The organism is Bradyrhizobium sp. CCBAU 21365 (assembly GCF_015291305.1).
Classification (GTDB): domain Bacteria; phylum Pseudomonadota; class Alphaproteobacteria; order Rhizobiales; family Xanthobacteraceae; genus Bradyrhizobium; species Bradyrhizobium elkanii.
On the sequence record NZ_CP030036.1, the window covers coordinates 6,812,263 to 6,829,382 of the forward strand.

Here is a 17,120-nt window from a genome sequence, read left to right on the forward strand (position 1 = left end):
CTCCGGCCGCAACCACGACTCGACGATCGCGATGAGAGGGCTCGCATGCGATGCGCGCGCAGGGCCGCGCCTTCGGTGGCGTGTTCTGCATTGGTCAGACCTGGAAGCGGCCGGCTCGCCCGCGAGTACGACCTGATGTCCGCTGCTGTGCAACGGCCAGGCGGACATCGAGTTTGGCGAGTCGCCTCCAGGTAATGGCTTGTATCTGCCCGGCGGTCGCTTCATGTGGGTCGCCGGACCCGCTATAAGAGCCGCATTGTCGAAAATGAATTGAACCTGCGGGCGATTGGCAATCAATGAAGCACTTCCTCACCGCGGCAAGGCTGTTGGCCCTCGATCTCGCCTCGACGCTTGTCTTTCTGGTGCTGTTCCTGCTGACGCACAACACTGCGCTTGCGGTCGGCCTCGGCGTCGCATTCGGCGTCGTGCAGATCGGCGTCCAGATGGTGCGCGGCAAGCGGATCGACACCATGGAGTGGCTCAGCCTGTTCCTGGTCGTCGCCGCCGGCGCCGCCACGTTGCTGACCCATGACCCGCGCTTCGTGCTGTTCAAGCCGAGCGTGATCTACGCCATCGTCGGCATCGTGATGCTCAAACCCGGCTGGCTCAACCGCTACCTGCCCGAGATCGCCCAGAAAGTCGTGCCCGATGTCGCAGTCAATGTCGGTTATGCCTGGGCCGCCCTGATGTTCGTCTCCGCCGGTGTGAACGCCTTCGTCGCACTGACCTGCGGGATCACGACATGGGCCGTCGTGATGCCGATCTTCGGCACCGCGAGCAAGATCGTGGTGTTCCTCGGCGGCTTTGCCGCGCTCCGCCTGATCGCGAGACGGCGCATCCGCGCCATGCCGGAGACGCAGCGCGAGGCCGTGCTCGCGCTCGAAGGGGCAGCGGCGCCAGCGGCGCCGTAGCCCCCGACCGGGTGTGGTCGACGAAACAAACGGCCCGCGCGACGAAACCATTTTGCCATGACGACGAAGAATTGCCGAAACCAAGCCTGCCTAGTGATGGCTTCGACAACGCGCTGCTTCGGCGCGATCACAAGGGGGACATGATGGCTTTCACCGCTTCCGCGCTTCGTCACGGCAAACTGCTGGCGGCAACTGCGTTCACGCTCGGTCTGCTGAGCTCGGCGTCCTATGCCTACACCGACGAGCAGCAGCAGATGTGCACCAGCGACGCCATGCGGCTGTGCAGCTCGGAAATCCCCGATGTCGATCGCGTCACCGCCTGCATGATCCGCCAGCGCACGCTGCTCAGCGACGGCTGCAAGGCGGTGTTCCACCACGTGCCGCCGGCGGCTGCGCAACCCGCGGGTTATGCGCCCGCGACCAAGCCGGCGAAACCGCTCAATCTCACTCCTCACAAGCGCGGCTAACCAAAACCCCAACAGCGACCAGGCACCGCGCTTCCGGCAACGGAGCGCGGTGCTTGATCGTTTCGGTCTGCGATGACAACAAGGCGGGACCGTTCATCCGGCATTCAGCCTGACGCGGCTCAATTGCCGTCCCCACTGCCTCCCCGGGAATCGATGGTGATGCGCCGCCCCCTTCTATTTGCGCTGCTGCTTGGCGCCGGCGTCACGATCGGTTGGCAACCAACGGCCAATGCCGCGCCGGACCTGACGCGGCTCGCACAAGCGCAGCCTGCACAGGCGCCCGCCCCGGCGCCGAGTCCGACGCCGGCAACACCTGCTCCTGCTACGCCCGCTCCTGCAACGCCGGCGCCGGCCGCGAATGCGCAGCCCGCGGCGCCGGAGCCGATCGGCAACGTGGCAACACTGACAGGAACCGCGACCGTCACGCGCAACAACACCGCGACGCCGCTGCAGATCCGCGACGACATCTTTGCCAATGACGAGGTCGCGACATCGGCGACCTCCTCGCTCGGCATCACCTTCAACGACGGCACCACCTTCAACCTGCGCGCCAATGCCAGGATCACGATCGACAATTATGTCTATGAGGACGGCGGCCAGCAGAACAGCGCGCTGTTCAACGTCACCAAGGGAACGGCGGCCTTCGTCGCCGCCGCGGTCGCCAAGACCGGCGACATGAAGATCTCGACCCCGACCGCGACGCTCGGCATCCGCGGCACCACCGGCCTCGTCGAAGTGCCCGAAGGCGCCACCGCGACCAGCAGGAATGTCGGCATCAAGCTCTATCCCGACGCCGACGGACATGTCGGCCGCATCGAGGTCAACGACCGCAGTGGCGCTTCGCTCGGCGTGCTGACGCGCGGCGCGAGCGGCTTTGCGATTCGTCCGGGCACCGGCGGCGCCCGCTTCGCCGCGGTGCCGCTGACGATCTCGCCGCAACAGATCACGCGCGACCAGGGCTTTGTGCGCCAGGTCCATAGCGCGCAGACACTGGGCCGTCAGGTCGTGACCGAGCAGCGCGACTTCCGCCGCGCCAATCCCGATTTCCGCAGGGCGAATCCGGCCGCGCCCTATCCGAACCGCGGCCAGCCGGTGCAGCCGAACCCGCAGCGGCAGAACGGCTTGCCGGGCCAGAACCGCAACGCGCCGCAGCAGCCGGGTCAGCAGAACCGTCCGGGCCAGTTGCAGCAGCCCGGCCAGCCGAACCGTCCCGGCCAGCAACCGGGCACGCCTGGCCGGCAAGGCTCGCAGCAGCCCGGCACGCAGCAGCAAGGCGGCGCACAGCATGCGCTGCCCGGCCAACCCGGCGGCGCGACGCTGCCGCACGCGACCGGCGTCCAGACGCCAGCCGGACAACAGCCCGCGCGCCAAGGCGGCGCGACGCAACCCGGCGGACAACAATCGCCGGCACGGCCGGGCGGCCTGCAGCCCGGCCGCACACAGGCGCCGGGCGGCGTGCGCCAGCCAGGACCACCAGCGGCCCAGCCGGGTCAACCGGGCGCGCCGCGACAAGGCACCGCGCAGCCTGTGCCACAGGCGCCCGGCCAGATGCGACCCGGCGTCCAGCAGGCCGTACCGGGCGTGCAACGGCCCGCCGTGCAGGCGCGTCCAGGCTTCCAGCAACGGCGCGCGCCGCCTCCGCCCAGGGACAAGCGTCAGTAACCGAGCGATCGCATCAATGTCGATCAAACGTGCGAATGGCGCCGGCGAGAACGCCGGCGCCACGCGCAGATCGACCGAAGGCGGGCGGCAGATCAGCCCCGCCTGGTGATCACAGCCTCCAGATACTCACCCGGGATCACCAGCGTGCCGTCCCTGGCGATATTGAACTGGTCCATCAGGCTGAACATGTCGGCGGCGAGCAATTGCTGCTTGACCGGATCGATCGCCCCGAACGCCTTCAGCACCGGACCGTAATAGGTGCGAAAGATCTCGAGGAAATGCTCGCGCGACCTGTAACGGAAATGGAAGTGCCTGCGCTTGGCATCAAGCCTCGCCTGCGGGCCGAACAAGGCGCCGAGATGCGCCTCGGTGCCCCACAACGCGGGAGACTTCACGCCCGGCGCCGGCGGTACATATTTGCCGATGGTCTTGAACACCTGGCCGATGAACCCTTCCGGCGTCCAGCTCGCAAGGCCGATCTTGCCACCGATGCGGCAGACGCGGCGCAGTTCATTCGCCGCTTGCTGCTGATCGGCGGTGAACATGACACCGAAGGTCGACAGCACGACATCAAAGCTGGCGTCGGCAAACGGCAACTTCTCCGCGTCCGCTTCCTGGAACGTGACGGGCAGACGCTCCGCGGCCGCCCGCTCGCGGCCGCGCTCGAGCAACGCTGCGACGTAGTCGGTCGAGACCACGTCGGCAAAGCGCCGCGCCGCGGCCAGCGTCGCATTGCCGTTGCCGGCGGCGACGTCGAGCACCATTTGATTGCTGCGCAGGTCGACTGCCTCGCAGAGCATCTCGCCGACGATCTGGAGCGTGGTGCCGACGATCGCGTAGTCGCCCGAACTCCAGGTGGCTTGCTGGCGCGCCTTGACGGCGGCGAGATCGACAGTCGGCATTTCGGTCTGAACGTTCATGTGCATCTCCTTTGAAAATGTGATGCGGCTCGTGGCGAGGCCACCGGCTTCGCCGAAAGTCCGCGAGTTGCGCCAAAACGGCGTCGAGCAGTGCAATGACTTCAAATGTGCTGCGCGCTACGTGCGGCGGTCGAGCAGGACCGGGATGGTCGATGCGGCAACTATGCTCCAGTCCGAGCGATGCCTGCAGCCGTGGCTGCCACGCTGAGTCGAGGCCTCCTGCTGCGCCGGAGCTGCACGATGCTCCCGAGCGACAGGCTCCTCCGCTCTGGTGAACACGGGTGAGGACAAACCCGCGATCACCAGCCCGAGCAGTGCGCTTCGGCCGACCGGCCGCGAGCAGCGGTTACCGGCGCCCTTCGACTGACGGCCGCCGGCCTCGCGCGGCATCAGGCGACTGGCCTGCCGCTCGCGATGTGCGAGCATGCCTGCGACCAATTGATTGACGATCCGGCGGATACGCAAAAGCAGGAAGGAAAAATGCCTTCGTACCGGACTTGAAATGGATTCCATGAATGAAATCGACATAATCGTTTCCTTGATCGAAGTGTGATGGCGCCCCGGATCAGCTTTGGCCGGGATACGCCATGCGACGCCGCGCAGGCGTCATTCGGCTGCAATGGGCGGTTGGACCGGATCACCACGCACCACCACGGTTGCCGCGACCTTGTAGAATTCCTCGCCCGGCATGCCGACGCAGCGCGCATGCTCCCGGATCGAGTCACCGTCACGCGCCTCGTATATGCAGAATGTGCCGATGCGACCGTCCGCCTCATGCACCACATAGCTGCGGATCCAGCGGACGCGGTCCGGCATCTGCTCGTCGCCGATCCTGGCGGATGTTGCGCCGGCGAGTTCCAGCTCGCCCATGTTCGCCCAGGCGCTCGGACGGCGAATGACATAGAGTTCCATCGAAATCTCCTCGGTTGCGACCGTTGAACGGCAGGCTGCGCTCATGGCGAGCCATGATGAGCTATAGACGCCGTCGATGCCGACTGTCCTTACCGCGGACTGATCATTGCCTGATCTTTGTCTGATCTTTGCCTGAACCTTTTCCGCCGAGCCCGAACTCATACACATGGCATTCTCATTTGGACTGTTCGAGCTTGATGAAGCTGGACGCGTGCTGCTGTGCGCGCGCCAAGAGGTCCCATTGCAGCCGCGTGTGTTCGATCTGCTGATCTATCTGGTTCGACACCGCGAGCGGGTCATCTCCAAGGAAGAACTCCTCGAAGCCGTCTGGCCGGATGTGACGGTCACCGACAACTCGCTGCAGCGGGCGGTGAGTGCGTTGCGCGCCGCGCTCCGCAACGGCGGCATGGACGGCGCGATCCGAAATCTGCCGGGCAAAGGCTATCGCTTTTTCCTCGAGTCCGAGATCAGGCAGCCGGAACGCATTGACCCCAAGCAAGTCGATGGCACCGTCGGTGCAATCGGTGCAATCGGTCTCGCCCGACGCGCAGCGGCCGGACAATTGTGGTTGCAGGCAGCGACCCTGTTCGCGAGCGCGGACGAAAGCGGCCAGCTCAACGCTGAAGATTTCCACGATTGGGCGCTTGCCCTGCAGTGCCTCGGCAGGGCCACGGCAGCGATTCCGATTCTGGTTCGCGCAGTCGCGGCACGCAGCCAGGCCGGTGACGCGGCAGGCGCCACGGTCGACGCGATAGCACTCTCGGCCTTGCATTTCGAAAGCGGCCAGGCCGCGATCGGAAAGGGCTGGCTCGCGCGGGCGGAGGATTGGGCTTCAACGCTCGACGATCCCCCGACGACGGCCCTGGTGTTGTGGATGAAGTCGAAACTGGCTGCTTTCGATGGCGAGCCGGAACAGGCACTCGGGTTGGCCGACGCTGCCTACACCGCCGTCAGATACAAGGATGCGATCAATATCGAAGCGCTGAGCCTGGCCTATCGCGGCTTCTATCGGCTGTGCCTCGGCGACACACACGGAGGACTGTCCGATCAGGACCATGCCGCCGCAGTTGCCCTGTCCAGCAATAATCTGGACCCGATCATGGGCGGCAACCTCTATTGCAACATCCTCTGGGCGGCCCGGATGTTCGGAGATTGGGCACGCGCCGACCAGTGGACGCGGAGCTACCAGAATTTCTGCTCGGGCAGCGGCATGGAGCTGACGGGCTCATGCCAGTTGCACCGCTCCGAGGTGCTCGGCATCAGGGGCTCGCTCGACGAAGCGCTGGCGCGCATTCAGGATGCGCTCGCGCGCCTGACCAGCGATGCGCCCTGGTCGCTGGGCGATGCCAACCGGGTGCTGGGCGATATTCAGGCGGCGATCGGCAATGACGACGCAGCGCTCGAAGCCTATGACAGGGCTTACACGCTGGGCTGGTGCCCGGAACCGGGCCGCGCCATGCTGCTGCTCGCAAGAGGCGAAGCGGAAGCCGCCTATGCCAGCCTCGAGCGGAGCCTGATCGGCAAGACCTGGTGGACGCTGCAGCGGCGCGGAATCCTGCTCGCGCATCTGGCGCTGGTTGCCGCACACACGCATCGGACCGCTCGAGCGAAGGCATTGATCTGCGAACTTTCGGGAAGTCCGGATCGCTGGCCGATGCCCTCGATCCGTGCGCTGACCAACGAAGCGCAGGCGATCCTCGCGATTTCCCGGCAGGATCATGAAACAGCCATGCGGCATCTCCATCTCGCTCGCCAGCTGTGGTCCAGCATCGAAGGGCGGGTTCAGATCGTGCGGCTGAGGCTTCAGATCTCCAGCCTCCAGCTGCAGCATGGCGACGTTCGCGGCGCCATTGCCGAAGTTCATGCGGCACAGCTTCTGGCGCGCGACCTGGGTTCACCCAAGCGGCTTGCCGAGTGTCTTGCCTTGCAGCGCGACATCGACGCCTGGCAGCCAACGGCGCGACGTCAGATGTGCGGATGATCACGCCGCGCGACGCAGCCAGTCGCGCACGCGTTCGATCAGATTCTTGCGCGGCGCGGGCTGAGGTGCCGCGCCGGCCGGCGCGACCTCGTGCATCAATGGCGGCGCTTGTTCAGGGATCACCGTCTCGGCGCCCCGCTCGGTCTCGGCAGCTGCATCGGGTGCGGCCACCGGAACGTCGTGCGGCGCCATGGCCGGCGGATCGGGTTCGCCTTGCGCCAGCGGCGGCTGATCGATGGCCGGCGCCTCTGCCGGGGCGGCCGCATCGGCAACATCCGGCGCGTCGGCAACCTCCTGCTCGTCGATGACCTGTGGCACTGCGGCTTCGCGACTCCGCCGGCGCTCTGCGGCCACGGCCCTTGCCCGCGCGCGCCGCTCGCGCTCGGCGAGCGCCGCGGCCTGCAACGCGATCGGTCCGACATTCTCCAGAAACGCGCGCTCATAGCCGCGCGACAGACGCTCGAGCGCCGCGTCGAGCGGCAGCCAGTCCACTTCGCGGATGTCGTTCATCAGCGCCCGCACCGGCTTGCCGCCGGCATCCATGCGCCAGTAGTGCACCACCTTGGAACGGCCGCCTGAATCATAGACCAGCGTGCCGAGGAATTCGTGCACGTCGACGTCGTGGCCGGTTTCCTCGAGCACCTCACGCTCGGCGGCGGCGCGCGGCGTCTCGCCGTCGTCGAGCTTGCCCTTCGGCAACACCCACTCATTGCGCTTGCGCAGGCGCACGACGGCAAAGCGCGGCGGTGTCTCCCGCCGCAGCACAATGCCTCCCGCCGCCAGAACAGGCGTCCGCGCCATCTCGTGTCCATCAGGTTTGCGATTTAGGATCGTCGCACGACGATCCCGACCATTCTAAGCATGATCTCGAAAAGTGGAAGCCGGTTTTCATGCTCAAACGATGAGCGCGATGGAAACAAGGCTATAAAGGCTTTCGCAGCAACGGTTCGCCGCATTTGATCCGCGTTCCCTCCGCGACATTGTCGCAGAATTCGAAATTGCCGGGCGCCAGCACGATAATGGTCGAGCCGTGCTCGAACCAGCCGAGCTCATCGCCCTTCTTCATATGCGCGTCACAGGAGAAATCCACCGGGCCCCGCGACTGCGCGTTCAGCGTGATATCGAGGAAATGCAGGCGGAGGCTCGCCACCAGGATGGCGGCGACCGGAACCAGCGTCAGTGCTTCGCCGGTTGGAAGCTTGGCGCGCAGCACCGCGCGCTCGTTCTTGCAGAACAGCCGCTCGATCCGCTTCAGCGCGATCGGATTGACGTTCCAGACATCGCCATGAATGAACGTCACCTTGTCGATGGCAAGATCATAGGGCGCGTGGAAACGGTGATACATGCTCGAGGTCAGCCGCAGCGTGACGAAGCGGCCGTTCCGGTGCTGCTCCAGCAGCGCGGGATCGCCGACCAGATCGAGCAGCGAATAGGGCGCGCCCTTGACCTGGAACAATTGCCCGTCCTCGATCCGCCCATGCGCGCCGATGATCGCATCCGACGGGCTCGCGATGATGGCGGGATCGGCTGCCGCCGGACGCAGGCCGGGCTTGAGCTCGCGGGTGAAGCAATCGTGCAGGCTCCTGAACTCCGTCTTCTTGGCCTCCGACAGATCGAGGTCGGAGAACAGCTTCCAGCAGGCGATCGAGGCGACGCGCACCAGGGGGTTCTCGACCTTGGAGAACCAGCCCATGAAGCGGGTCAGCGCGGCCCGCGGAATCCGGTTGGTTAGCAGGAAATTGAGGTCCTCCTGCTGGGTGAACGCCGAGATCAGGCCCTTGACTGTCATGAATCTGTTAGGTGCTGAGGCTAGCGCTTCTGTCATGGAAACATCCCTTCCGATTCTCTCGCTGTCCGCCGCCGCGCTTGCCGGCGCCGCCGCAGCTTTCCCCAAAATTCAGGCCCGCATCGCGCTGTCGCGCGCCAAGCACCGCTCGCTGACCGGACATTCCAAGATGTCCAAGATGGTCGCGCGGATGGTCCCGCACTACGAATTCGACATCGACGACTTCTTCCGCTCCGACGGTGCGCCGAAGGACATCGCGATGCAGCGCCAGGACGGCTTCTTCCGCCTCGCCGGCCTCTACGGGGATCGCTACCCCAAGGGCCGCGCGTTGACCGCCGAGGTGACGGAGCGCATCTCCGACCTGCAGTTCACCGAAACCTACCGCGTGCCGTTCCAGTACAGCCGCCTCGTGCGCGAGCATCTCGGCACCTCGGCGTTCGTCGAGGCTTCCAGCGGCGTCACTGTCACCGACGTCGACGGCAATGTGTTCTACGACCTGACCGGCTCCTACGGTGTCAACATCTTCGGCAACGACTTCTACAAGGAGTGCGTCGCCGAGGGTGAGAAGCGCGCCCACGCGCTTGGCCCCGTGCTCGGGCCCTATCACCCGGTCATTGCCGACAACGTCAAACGGCTCTGCGAGCTGTCCGGCCTCGACGAGGTCTCGTTCCACATGTCCGGCACCGAGGCCGTGATGCAGGCGGTGCGGCTCGCGCGCTACCACACCAAGCGCAAGCGCCTCGTGCGCTTCGCCGGCGCCTATCACGGCTGGTGGGGCGACGTGCAACCCGGCGTCGGCAACCCGGTGTCGCCGCACGAGACCTTCACGCTCGCCGACATGTCGGAGAGGACGCTGCACGTGCTGCGGACGCGCAATGACATCGCCTGTGTGCTGGTCAACCCGCTGCAGGCGCTGCATCCGAATTCCAACGCGCCCGGCGATTCCGCGCTGGTCGACTCCTCGCGTTCCTCCAAATACGACCGCGCCGCCTACACCGAATGGCTGAAGAAGCTGCGCGAAGTCTGCACCGAGCGCGGCATCGTCCTGATCTTCGACGAGGTGTTCGTCGGCTTCCGCCTCGCCGCCGGCGGCGCCCAGGAATATTTCGGCGTCAAGGCCGACATGGCGACCTACGGCAAGAGCCTGGCCGGCGGGCTTCCGGTCGGCGTGGTGTGCGGTCGCAAGGACCTGATGCGCCGCTTCCGCGACGACCGTCCGGCCGACATCTGCTTTGCCCGCGGCACCTTCAACTCGCATCCCTATGTGATGACGGCGATGGACGAGTTCCTGAGCCGGCTCGCCAGCCCGAACTTCCGCTCGATTTACAACGGGCTGGACGAGACCTGGAACGGCCGCGCCAGGGCGCTCAACGAGCGGCTCAAAGCCGCGGGCCTTCCGGTTCGCGTCGGCAACATCTCGTCGATCTGGACCGTCTATTACACCGAGCCGTCCCGCTACAACTGGATGCTGCAATACTATCTGCGGGCCGAGGGACTGGCGCTGAGCTGGGTCGGCACCGGCCGCCTGATCTTCACCCTCAACTACACCGACGCCGACTTCGCCGAGGTCAGCGACCGCTTCGTCGCGGCGGCCGAGAAGATGAAGCGCGACGGCTGGTGGTGGCACAAGCCGGGCCTCACCAACAAGAACATCAAGCGCCAGATCCTGAAAGAGATGGTCGCCGTGAGGTTCGGCCGCTGAGCCAACGCGCTGTTCCTCCGCCCCCTCGCCCCGCTCTTGCCTCTTCGCCTCTCCCGCTTGCGGGGGAGGCCAGATCGCATCGCAAGATGCGATCTGGGTGGGGGCTCTCTCCACGCAAAGGTTCCGACTCGCGGCAACACCCTCACCCCAGCCCTCCCCCGCAAGCGGGAGAGGGAGCGTAGTCCGGTTGTGGCCAGCAGCGCGGCGTAAAATCTTCACGGGAACCCTAAGAACGTAGATGCCCGGGACAAGCCCGGGCATGACGCAGTTTGAAGACGCTGGGAGCAACGATCAGGCGTGCTTGACGTGCTTCTCGAGACCCGGATCGATCAGTTCGCCCTTCATCAGGAACAGCGGCGCCTTGTGATAGAGCTTCAGGTCGTTGAAGGGGTCGGTGATGATCTTGGTCATCCAGACGAGGCCGGTCTCGACGTCGCGGATGAAGAACAAATGGATGGTGCGGAACAGGAGGCCGCCGACGCCGACCACGAGCCAGATCTTGGCCACCTGGCGGGTGAAGTCGCCTATCGTGACCCAGGGCTTGAACAGGCCGAACAGGGTCGGATCGAAGTACAGCACCATCGGCGACAGCGCCCAGATCGCCATCAGCACGACCTTGCGCTGCAGATTGTAGCCGACCTTGATGTCTTCCTTGTGCTCGTGGGTCGCCTGGTTGACGTGGTCGTAACCCTTCGGCTCGAAGAAGAAATGACCGGCCTGGCGCGAGGTCATCGAGACCAGCCAGCCGACCAGTGCCGATACGACCGGATCGAAGAACAGCATCACATAGGCGAACAGGAAGCTCAGCGCGCTGACGAAGTGCAGGCTCTGGTTGATCCGGCTGTGATGATAGAAGCGATGGTCATCCCAGCGCTGGGTACGCAGCTCTTGCAGGAAATTCTTGATCATTGGTTCCCCCAACATCTTTCGGGACAGGATTTACAGGGATTCGATGTATCGCGTGTGACATCATCATAATGACATATGACAATGCGGAGCGACGCCTTGACGCAACCGGAGCAGGGTTTTGCCTCATCCCGACGAAGTCTGCGGGGATAAGGCGAAGGAGATCGTAGCCTCCCGGTTCGGGATGCGCTGTGCGCTACCTCAGCCGGGAGGAGCGGCGGGCTGGGCCGCCTGGCCGGGCCGCCTCAGGCGGCTTTGGCGACATCCGCCTTGCGGAAGCGGACCAGCGAGAAATGGCCGAGCGGCGGAATCAGGCGGCGCTCCGCGAGCTCCATGCCGCGCGCGCCCGCGAGCCATTTGGTGTAGCGCGACCAGGCGAATTCGGCGGTCCGGAACCCGAGCGGGCGCACCACCGGCTGCAGCTTCTGCTCGATGAAGCGGCGGACGCCGGCGTCGGCGCTGACGCGGGTCAGGATGATCAGTTCGCCGCCCGGACGCACCACGCGGGCGAACTCGTCGAGCGCGGCTTCCGGGTTCGGCACCGCCGACAGCACATACTGCGCCATCACCACGTCGAACGAATTGTCGGAGAACTCGAGCTTCTCGGCGTCCATCACCGCGAGGCCCTCGACATTCTTCAGGCCCTGCTCCGCAACCCGCTTCTTGGCTTTCTCCAGCATCGCTTCCGAGATATCGGTGCCAAAGATGCGGACGTTCTGGCTGTAGAGCGGCAGCGAGATGCCGGTGCCGACGCCGACCTCGAGCACCCGGCCACCGATCTTGTTGGTGGCCTGGATCGCGGCCTGCCGGCCCTTGCTGAACACACCGCCGAACACGAGGTCGTAGATCGGCGCCCAGCGGTCATAGGCCTGCTCGACCGTCTCGCGGTCGAAATCCATGGAACGGTCGGCACCCAGCTTGATGATTTCAGCCATAGATCGTCTCTCGTCTCTCGTTCGATTGAGCTGTTAATTCGGAACCGCACTGCGGCCGGCAACGCGGCGGGCGTGCCGCGGCGCGCGGCTCGGCTGCAGCGTGGCCAGATTGCCGATGAACTGACGCGCACTGTTTTCCCAGGAACGCTCCAACGCAAAATTGCGGCAGTCCGTGCGCGACATCGTCAGCGCGCGCAGGCAGGCGTTGCGCAGGTCGTTGTCGATCGCGCCGATCGGATGGTTGGCGATGACATCCTTCGGGCCGGTGACCGGGAATGCCGCGACCGGCGTGCCGCAGGCCAGCGCCTCGAGCTGCACGACACCGAAGGTGTCGGTCAGGCTCGGGAACACGAAGACGTCGGCGGCGGCAAGGTGCGAGGTCAAATCCTGCCCCTTCTTCTCGCCGAGAAAAATCGCGTCTGGATATTTCTGTTCCAATGCCGCCCTTTGCGGGCCGTCGCCGACCACGACCTTGGAGCCCGGCAGGTCCAGCGACAGGAAGGCGTCGAGGTTCTTCTCCACCGCGACGCGGCCCATGGTCATGAAGATCGGCCGCGGCAGATCGAGCAGCGCCGGCTGGTCCGGATTGAAGATCCTGGTGTCGACGCCGCGGGTCCAGAAGCCGAGCCTGCGGAAGCCGCGCTCGGCGAGCTCTGACCGCAGCGAGTCGGTCGCGACCATCGTCATCGAGCCGGCGGCGTGGAAGTGGCGCAGCACCGCATAGCCGACACTGTCGGGAATGCCGGTACGAACAGAAACATATTCCGGGAAGCGCGTTGTATAGGATGTGGTGAAGGCCAGCTTGTTGCGCCGGCAATAGCCGCGCACCGCCCAGCCGATCGGCCCTTCGGTCGCGATGTGGATCGCCTCAGGCGCAGCCTCCTCGATCCGGCGCGCGATCTCGCGGCGGTTCGGCAGCGCCACGCGCAGGCCCGGATAGGTCGGCACGCCGACCGAACGGAAACCGTCGGGAGTGAGGAATTCGATCTCGGCGCCGAGCCCGGCTGCGCTGCGCGCAAGCGACGTCAGCGTCCGGACCACGCCGTTGACTTGCGGATGCCAGGCATCGGTCGCAACGAGTATGCGCATTGCAGGAGATCCAAATCGTTAATCTTGATTCTGCTCGCACGACGTTCTGACATGGATGTTTCAAACGTATGACGTCATCGAAATGTTAGGTTGTTTTTCACGGCAAACGGCCGGTTTTTCGTGTAACGTGACAGCCAGATGTCAGAGCAGAGTGAAAATCCCGGCGCCAAGCGCCGCAGGCTCAGGCGACGAAATTCGTCGCTGCTGATCCTTGCGGCCGGCATGCTTGTGTTCGGTCTCGCCGCCGGCGCGCTGTATTACGCGCTGCGTCCGGTGACGCTCGCGATCGCGGTCGGCCCGACCGGCAGCGAGGACGTCAAGCTGATCCAGGGCTTCGCCCAGGCCTTTACGCACGACGGCAGCTCGGTGCGGCTGAAGCCGGTCACGACGCAGGGGTCCGCCGAGAGCATCGCGCTGTTCACGGCAAACAAGGTCGACCTCGCGGTGGTGCGCGGCGACCTCGATCTGCCCGCGAGCGCCGAGTCGGTTGCGATCCTGCGCAAGAATGTCGTCGTGCTGTGGGCGCCCTCGGGCGCCAAGGGCAAGCGGCGGTCCGCGAAGATCAAGAGCATCGATGACCTCGCCGGCCACAAGGTCGGCGTGGTCGGCAGCACGCAGGCCAACGTCACGCTGCTGCGCGTGATCCTGACCGAGTCCGGCGTCAACCCCGACAAGGTCGCGGTCAGCCAGTTCGCCGTCAACAAGATCGCCGACCTCGCGCGCGATCCCTCGCTCGATGCCTACATGACCGTCGGCCCGCTCGACAGCAAGGTGACGGCGGAAGCGATTACGGCGACGGCGGCGGCGCGCGGCGAGCCGGTCTTCCTCCCGGTCGACGTCTCGGAAGCGATGGCACAGAAACATCCGCGCTATGAGTCCGAGGAGATCGCCGGCAGCATCTTCTCCTCGTCGCCGGCGCGGCCCGAGGACAAGGTCGAGACCGTCAGCGTCAATCACCTCATCATCGCGCAACATGCGCTGAGCGAGGCGACTGTCGGCGCGCTCGACCGGCAGCTGTTCACGCTGCGCCTCCAGGTCGCGCGCGATCTGCCGGCGGCGGCCAAGATCGAAAAGCCCGACACCGACAAGGACGCCGCGCTGCCGGCGCATCAAGGGGCGGCCGCCTATATCGACGGTACCGAGCGCACCTTCCTCGAAAAATACTCCGATTACATCTGGGGCGGCATCCTGCTGCTTTCCGGCCTCGGCTCGGCGGCCGCCTGGCTGCGCCACTACATGAAGCGCGACGAGCGCGAGCACTACGTCACCCATCGCGACAATCTGCTGACACTGATCTCGCGGGTGCGCGGCGCCGAGACGCCGGAAGAACTCGCAGCGATGCAGGCAGATGCGGACGGGCTGTTGCGCGAGGCGCTCGATTGCTACGACGACGGCGCGATCGAGGACGGCGATCTCTCGGCGATCGGGCTGACGCTCGAGCAATTCCATCACGCCGTCTCCGATCGCCGCGCCGTGATCAATGGCGACAAGCCGGGCCTGCCGCGGATGCGCGCCGGCTAGGCCGCGTGCACGCCGAATTGCACCGAGAGCAATGTGCACCGAGAGCAATGTTTCGATTGCGCGTACAGGCGCGCGTGGCCATGTTGAGTACCACCACAACGCCTCGCACGACACCATGATCACGTCCATCGTCGCTGACCTGCCCGCGCCGTTTGTGCTCGCGGTCGCGCTGGCCGGCGTCTTCCTGATCGCCTTCATGAAGGGCGCGTTCGGCGGCGGCTTTGCCATCGTCGGCATCCCGCTGCTGTCGCTGGCGATGGACCCGATCGCGGCGGGCGCGCTGCTGGCGCCGTTGTTCATCGTCATGGACGTCACCGCGCTGCGGTTCTGGCGCCCGAGCACATGGTCGCGCATCGACCTCGCGATGCTGCTGCCGGCGCTCGTCGTCGGCATCGGCCTCGGCTACTTCGTGCTGCGCGATCTCGACCGGCATGCCGTCGAGATCGTGATGGGCGTGGTGACGCTGGTGTTCGCCGCGCTGTGGTTTCTCGGCGGCGGCGAGATCAAGCCGCGTCCGCGCTCCGCGTTCAAGGCGACGTTCGCCGGCTTGTCCTCCGGCGTCACCACGATGGTGGCGCATTCGGGCGGGCCGCCGCTTGCGATCTATCTGCTGCCGCTCGGCATGCCGAAGGCGCTTTACGCCGGCACCACCAGCCTGTTCTTCACGGTCGGCAACCTCTTGAAGGCAGGCCCGTGGCTCGTGCTCGCCACACCGTCACACAGCCTGTGGATGCTGATGGCGCTTTGCGTGCCGGCGGTGCCGGTCGGCGTCTGGGCCGGATGGCGGCTGCACGAACGTCTCGACCAGCGCGCGCTGTACCGCGCCTGCTACGCCATTCTGGTCATCACCGCCGCCAAGCTGCTGTGGGACGGATTGGCCGGATATCTCAGCTCCTGAACCGCGAGAGTGCTGGCTCCTCGTCAGGAGGACTGCCTGCTGCGGACGGCGTTCGCGGCAACGGCAAGCGGCGCAATGTCCTGGCGCGTCGCGGCCGCGTCGTCCGGCGCAAGGCGCTGGCGCGCCACGAACGAGAAGCGGCTGCGCAGTTTCAGGATCGGCTTCTCGATCCAGTGCCAGGAGAACGCGGCGAACAGCGTGATCAGCAGCAGTGCGATCGCGAACTGAACGATCACGGGCGCGTGCGGCAGCCATACCCGCACCACCTGCTGCACCGGAAATCCGTAGAGATAGATGCCGTAGGAATAGTCGCCGCGCGAGACCAGCGGCAGCCGCGGCAGCTTCGAGACGCCGAGATATGCGGTAATGTAGACCAGCGCCGGGGCGATCAGGAGATTGAGCACCGGCTGGCTCATCCAGTCCGCCGGACCGAGCAGCGCGGCGCCCGCGCAGAGCGCGCAGCACGCGGCGAGAAGCCATCCGTTGTAGGGAATGCGGTCACGATAGAGATAGATCGCGATGCCGAGCATGAACGCGACCGGCAGCTTCGCGCCGCGTCCGAGGAACGGCGCCGTGCTGAAGATCCTGTCGTGCAGCGTGCCGGCGACGCCGGCGGGCAGTTGCGACGATTGCGCGCTATGCCCGGTGAGTGCGAGCGCAAGGCCGATGCCGACCAGCACGAGCGCACCGAGCACGATGAGCGGCGGCTTGCGCAACAGGCCGAACAGGATGAACACCGTCATCAGCGCGTAGCAGCCATATTCGAACGGCACCGTCCACAGCGAGCTGTTGACCTCCGGCGCGGGATTGCCGCTGAACACGCCGGGCAGGACGTAGTTCACGAGGCCGATGATGTTGGTGAAATATTTGTAGGTGCCGAAACTGGTGAAGTAGTCGTGCAGCGGCAGCGCGGTGAAGATCGGCCCGAGGATCAGCGCCGACAGCACGATCTCGACCGCGAGCGCCGGAATGATCCGCATGCCGCGATTGGTGAGAAATTCCTTCAGCGAGAGCCGCAGCCCGCTCGCCGCGATCAGAAAGCCGCTCAGCGCGAAGAACATCACGAGAATGGCGTAATGCGGAAACCAGGCGATCCACGCCTGCTCGCCGCCGCCACTGCCGCTCGCGACATAGGGCGCGTGGGCGGCGACGACGGAAATCGCCAGTGCGATACGGAGAAAATCGAACCCCGGGCCGAAGCCCTTCTGCCGATCCAGCATGCTGCCGATCGTGTGCCCCAGCATCATTTCCACTCCATTCCGAAACAATGCGCTGGGACAGCAAGCGCCGTGCCAGGAAGACTGTCTTGCGGCGGTACACCCCCTTCCCGGCAACCCGGCCTTAACCGTGCGATGAAACACGCACGAAACAATTCCCTAACGGCACGAAACCATTTTGGCGATTTCGTGCAAACGTACTGAAACGCCTCA

At 65.5% G+C, this 17,120-nt stretch carries 16 protein-coding genes and 1 pseudogene; 8 read left to right on the forward strand and 9 right to left on the reverse strand.

Going from position 1 to position 17,120, the window contains the following annotated elements; translation table 11 throughout:
- Position 1: 1 nt before the first annotated feature.
- The 4 genes and pseudogenes from XI02_RS45565 to XI02_RS32125 form a co-directional block, all read left to right on the forward strand.
- A pseudogene (locus XI02_RS45565) lies at positions 2-110 on the forward strand (DUF2147 domain-containing protein); the annotation flags it as partial.
- Positions 111-296: 186 nt separating this feature from the next.
- Positions 297-911, forward strand: a complete 615-nt coding sequence (locus XI02_RS32115) for an inner membrane-spanning protein YciB (protein WP_172647415.1) — start codon at positions 297-299, stop codon at positions 909-911.
- Positions 912-1,054: 143 nt separating this feature from the next.
- On the forward strand, positions 1,055-1,378 hold the full coding sequence (locus XI02_RS32120) for a hypothetical protein (RefSeq protein WP_245163952.1): 324 nt from the start codon (positions 1,055-1,057) through the stop codon (positions 1,376-1,378).
- A 159-nt stretch (positions 1,379-1,537) separates the two neighbouring features.
- Positions 1,538-3,040 carry a FecR domain-containing protein gene (locus XI02_RS32125; RefSeq protein WP_370142927.1) on the forward strand — a complete coding sequence of 501 codons (1,503 nt, stop codon included), beginning with the start codon at positions 1,538-1,540 and terminating at the stop codon, positions 3,038-3,040.
- A 92-nt stretch (positions 3,041-3,132) separates the two neighbouring features.
- On the opposite strand, the gene XI02_RS32130 is transcribed toward XI02_RS32125, so the two are convergent.
- From XI02_RS32130 to XI02_RS32140, 3 genes are all read right to left on the reverse strand, one after another.
- Positions 3,133-3,960 carry a class I SAM-dependent methyltransferase gene (locus XI02_RS32130; RefSeq protein WP_244981063.1) on the reverse strand — a complete coding sequence of 276 codons (828 nt, stop codon included), beginning with the start codon at positions 3,958-3,960 and terminating at the stop codon, positions 3,133-3,135.
- Between the two features lie 117 nt (positions 3,961-4,077).
- On the reverse strand, positions 4,078-4,488 hold the full coding sequence (locus XI02_RS32135; protein WP_172647411.1) for a hypothetical protein: 411 nt from the start codon (positions 4,486-4,488) through the stop codon (positions 4,078-4,080).
- A gap of 78 nt (positions 4,489-4,566) precedes the next feature.
- Entirely contained in the window at positions 4,567-4,872 is a 306-nt protein-coding gene (locus XI02_RS32140; RefSeq protein WP_018273035.1) for a nickel-binding protein, read from the reverse strand.
- A gap of 241 nt (positions 4,873-5,113) precedes the next feature.
- Here XI02_RS32140 and XI02_RS32145 point away from each other — a divergent pair, with 241 nt between their 5' ends.
- The gene (locus XI02_RS32145; protein WP_246783596.1) at positions 5,114-6,853 is read left to right on the forward strand and encodes a winged helix-turn-helix domain-containing protein; all 1,740 of its coding nucleotides are present in this window, start codon (positions 5,114-5,116) and stop codon (positions 6,851-6,853) included.
- Here XI02_RS32145 and XI02_RS32150 read toward each other — a convergent pair whose 3' ends face one another.
- Positions 6,854-7,654, reverse strand: a complete 801-nt coding sequence (locus XI02_RS32150; RefSeq protein ID WP_018273036.1) for an NUDIX hydrolase — start codon at positions 7,652-7,654, stop codon at positions 6,854-6,856.
- 121 nt (positions 7,655-7,775) lie between these two features.
- Positions 7,776-8,642, reverse strand: a complete 867-nt coding sequence (gene asd, locus XI02_RS32155) for an archaetidylserine decarboxylase (protein WP_172647409.1) — start codon at positions 8,640-8,642, stop codon at positions 7,776-7,778.
- A gap of 34 nt (positions 8,643-8,676) precedes the next feature.
- Here asd and XI02_RS32160 point away from each other — a divergent pair, with 34 nt between their 5' ends.
- A complete protein-coding gene (locus tag XI02_RS32160) occupies positions 8,677-10,341 on the forward strand; it encodes an aminotransferase class III-fold pyridoxal phosphate-dependent enzyme (protein WP_172647408.1) in 1,665 nt (554 codons plus the stop codon).
- A 291-nt stretch (positions 10,342-10,632) separates the two neighbouring features.
- Here the strand turns inward: XI02_RS32160 and XI02_RS32165 are convergent, their stop codons facing one another.
- From XI02_RS32165 to XI02_RS32175, 3 genes are all read right to left on the reverse strand, one after another.
- Positions 10,633-11,250: a hypothetical protein gene (locus XI02_RS32165; protein WP_172647407.1), complete on the reverse strand. Its 618-nt coding sequence runs from the start codon at positions 11,248-11,250 to the stop codon at positions 10,633-10,635.
- Positions 11,251-11,492: 242 nt separating this feature from the next.
- Entirely contained in the window at positions 11,493-12,182 is a 690-nt protein-coding gene (locus XI02_RS32170; RefSeq protein ID WP_018273037.1) for a class I SAM-dependent methyltransferase, read from the reverse strand.
- Between the two features lie 33 nt (positions 12,183-12,215).
- Entirely contained in the window at positions 12,216-13,271 is a 1,056-nt protein-coding gene (locus XI02_RS32175) for a glycosyltransferase family 1 protein (RefSeq protein WP_172647406.1), read from the reverse strand.
- Positions 13,272-13,409: 138 nt separating this feature from the next.
- Between XI02_RS32175 and XI02_RS32180 the strand changes: the two genes are divergently transcribed.
- Both XI02_RS32180 and XI02_RS32185 read left to right on the forward strand, forming a co-directional pair.
- Positions 13,410-14,792 carry a TAXI family TRAP transporter solute-binding subunit gene (locus XI02_RS32180; protein ID WP_016841640.1) on the forward strand — a complete coding sequence of 461 codons (1,383 nt, stop codon included), beginning with the start codon at positions 13,410-13,412 and terminating at the stop codon, positions 14,790-14,792.
- A gap of 115 nt (positions 14,793-14,907) precedes the next feature.
- Positions 14,908-15,690: a sulfite exporter TauE/SafE family protein gene (locus tag XI02_RS32185; protein ID WP_026193148.1), complete on the forward strand. Its 783-nt coding sequence runs from the start codon at positions 14,908-14,910 to the stop codon at positions 15,688-15,690.
- A 23-nt stretch (positions 15,691-15,713) separates the two neighbouring features.
- Here XI02_RS32185 and XI02_RS32190 read toward each other — a convergent pair whose 3' ends face one another.
- Positions 15,714-16,934, reverse strand: coding sequence for an acyltransferase (locus XI02_RS32190; RefSeq protein WP_245163951.1), 1,221 nt, complete (start codon positions 16,932-16,934; stop codon positions 15,714-15,716).
- Positions 16,935-17,120 lie beyond the last annotated feature (186 nt).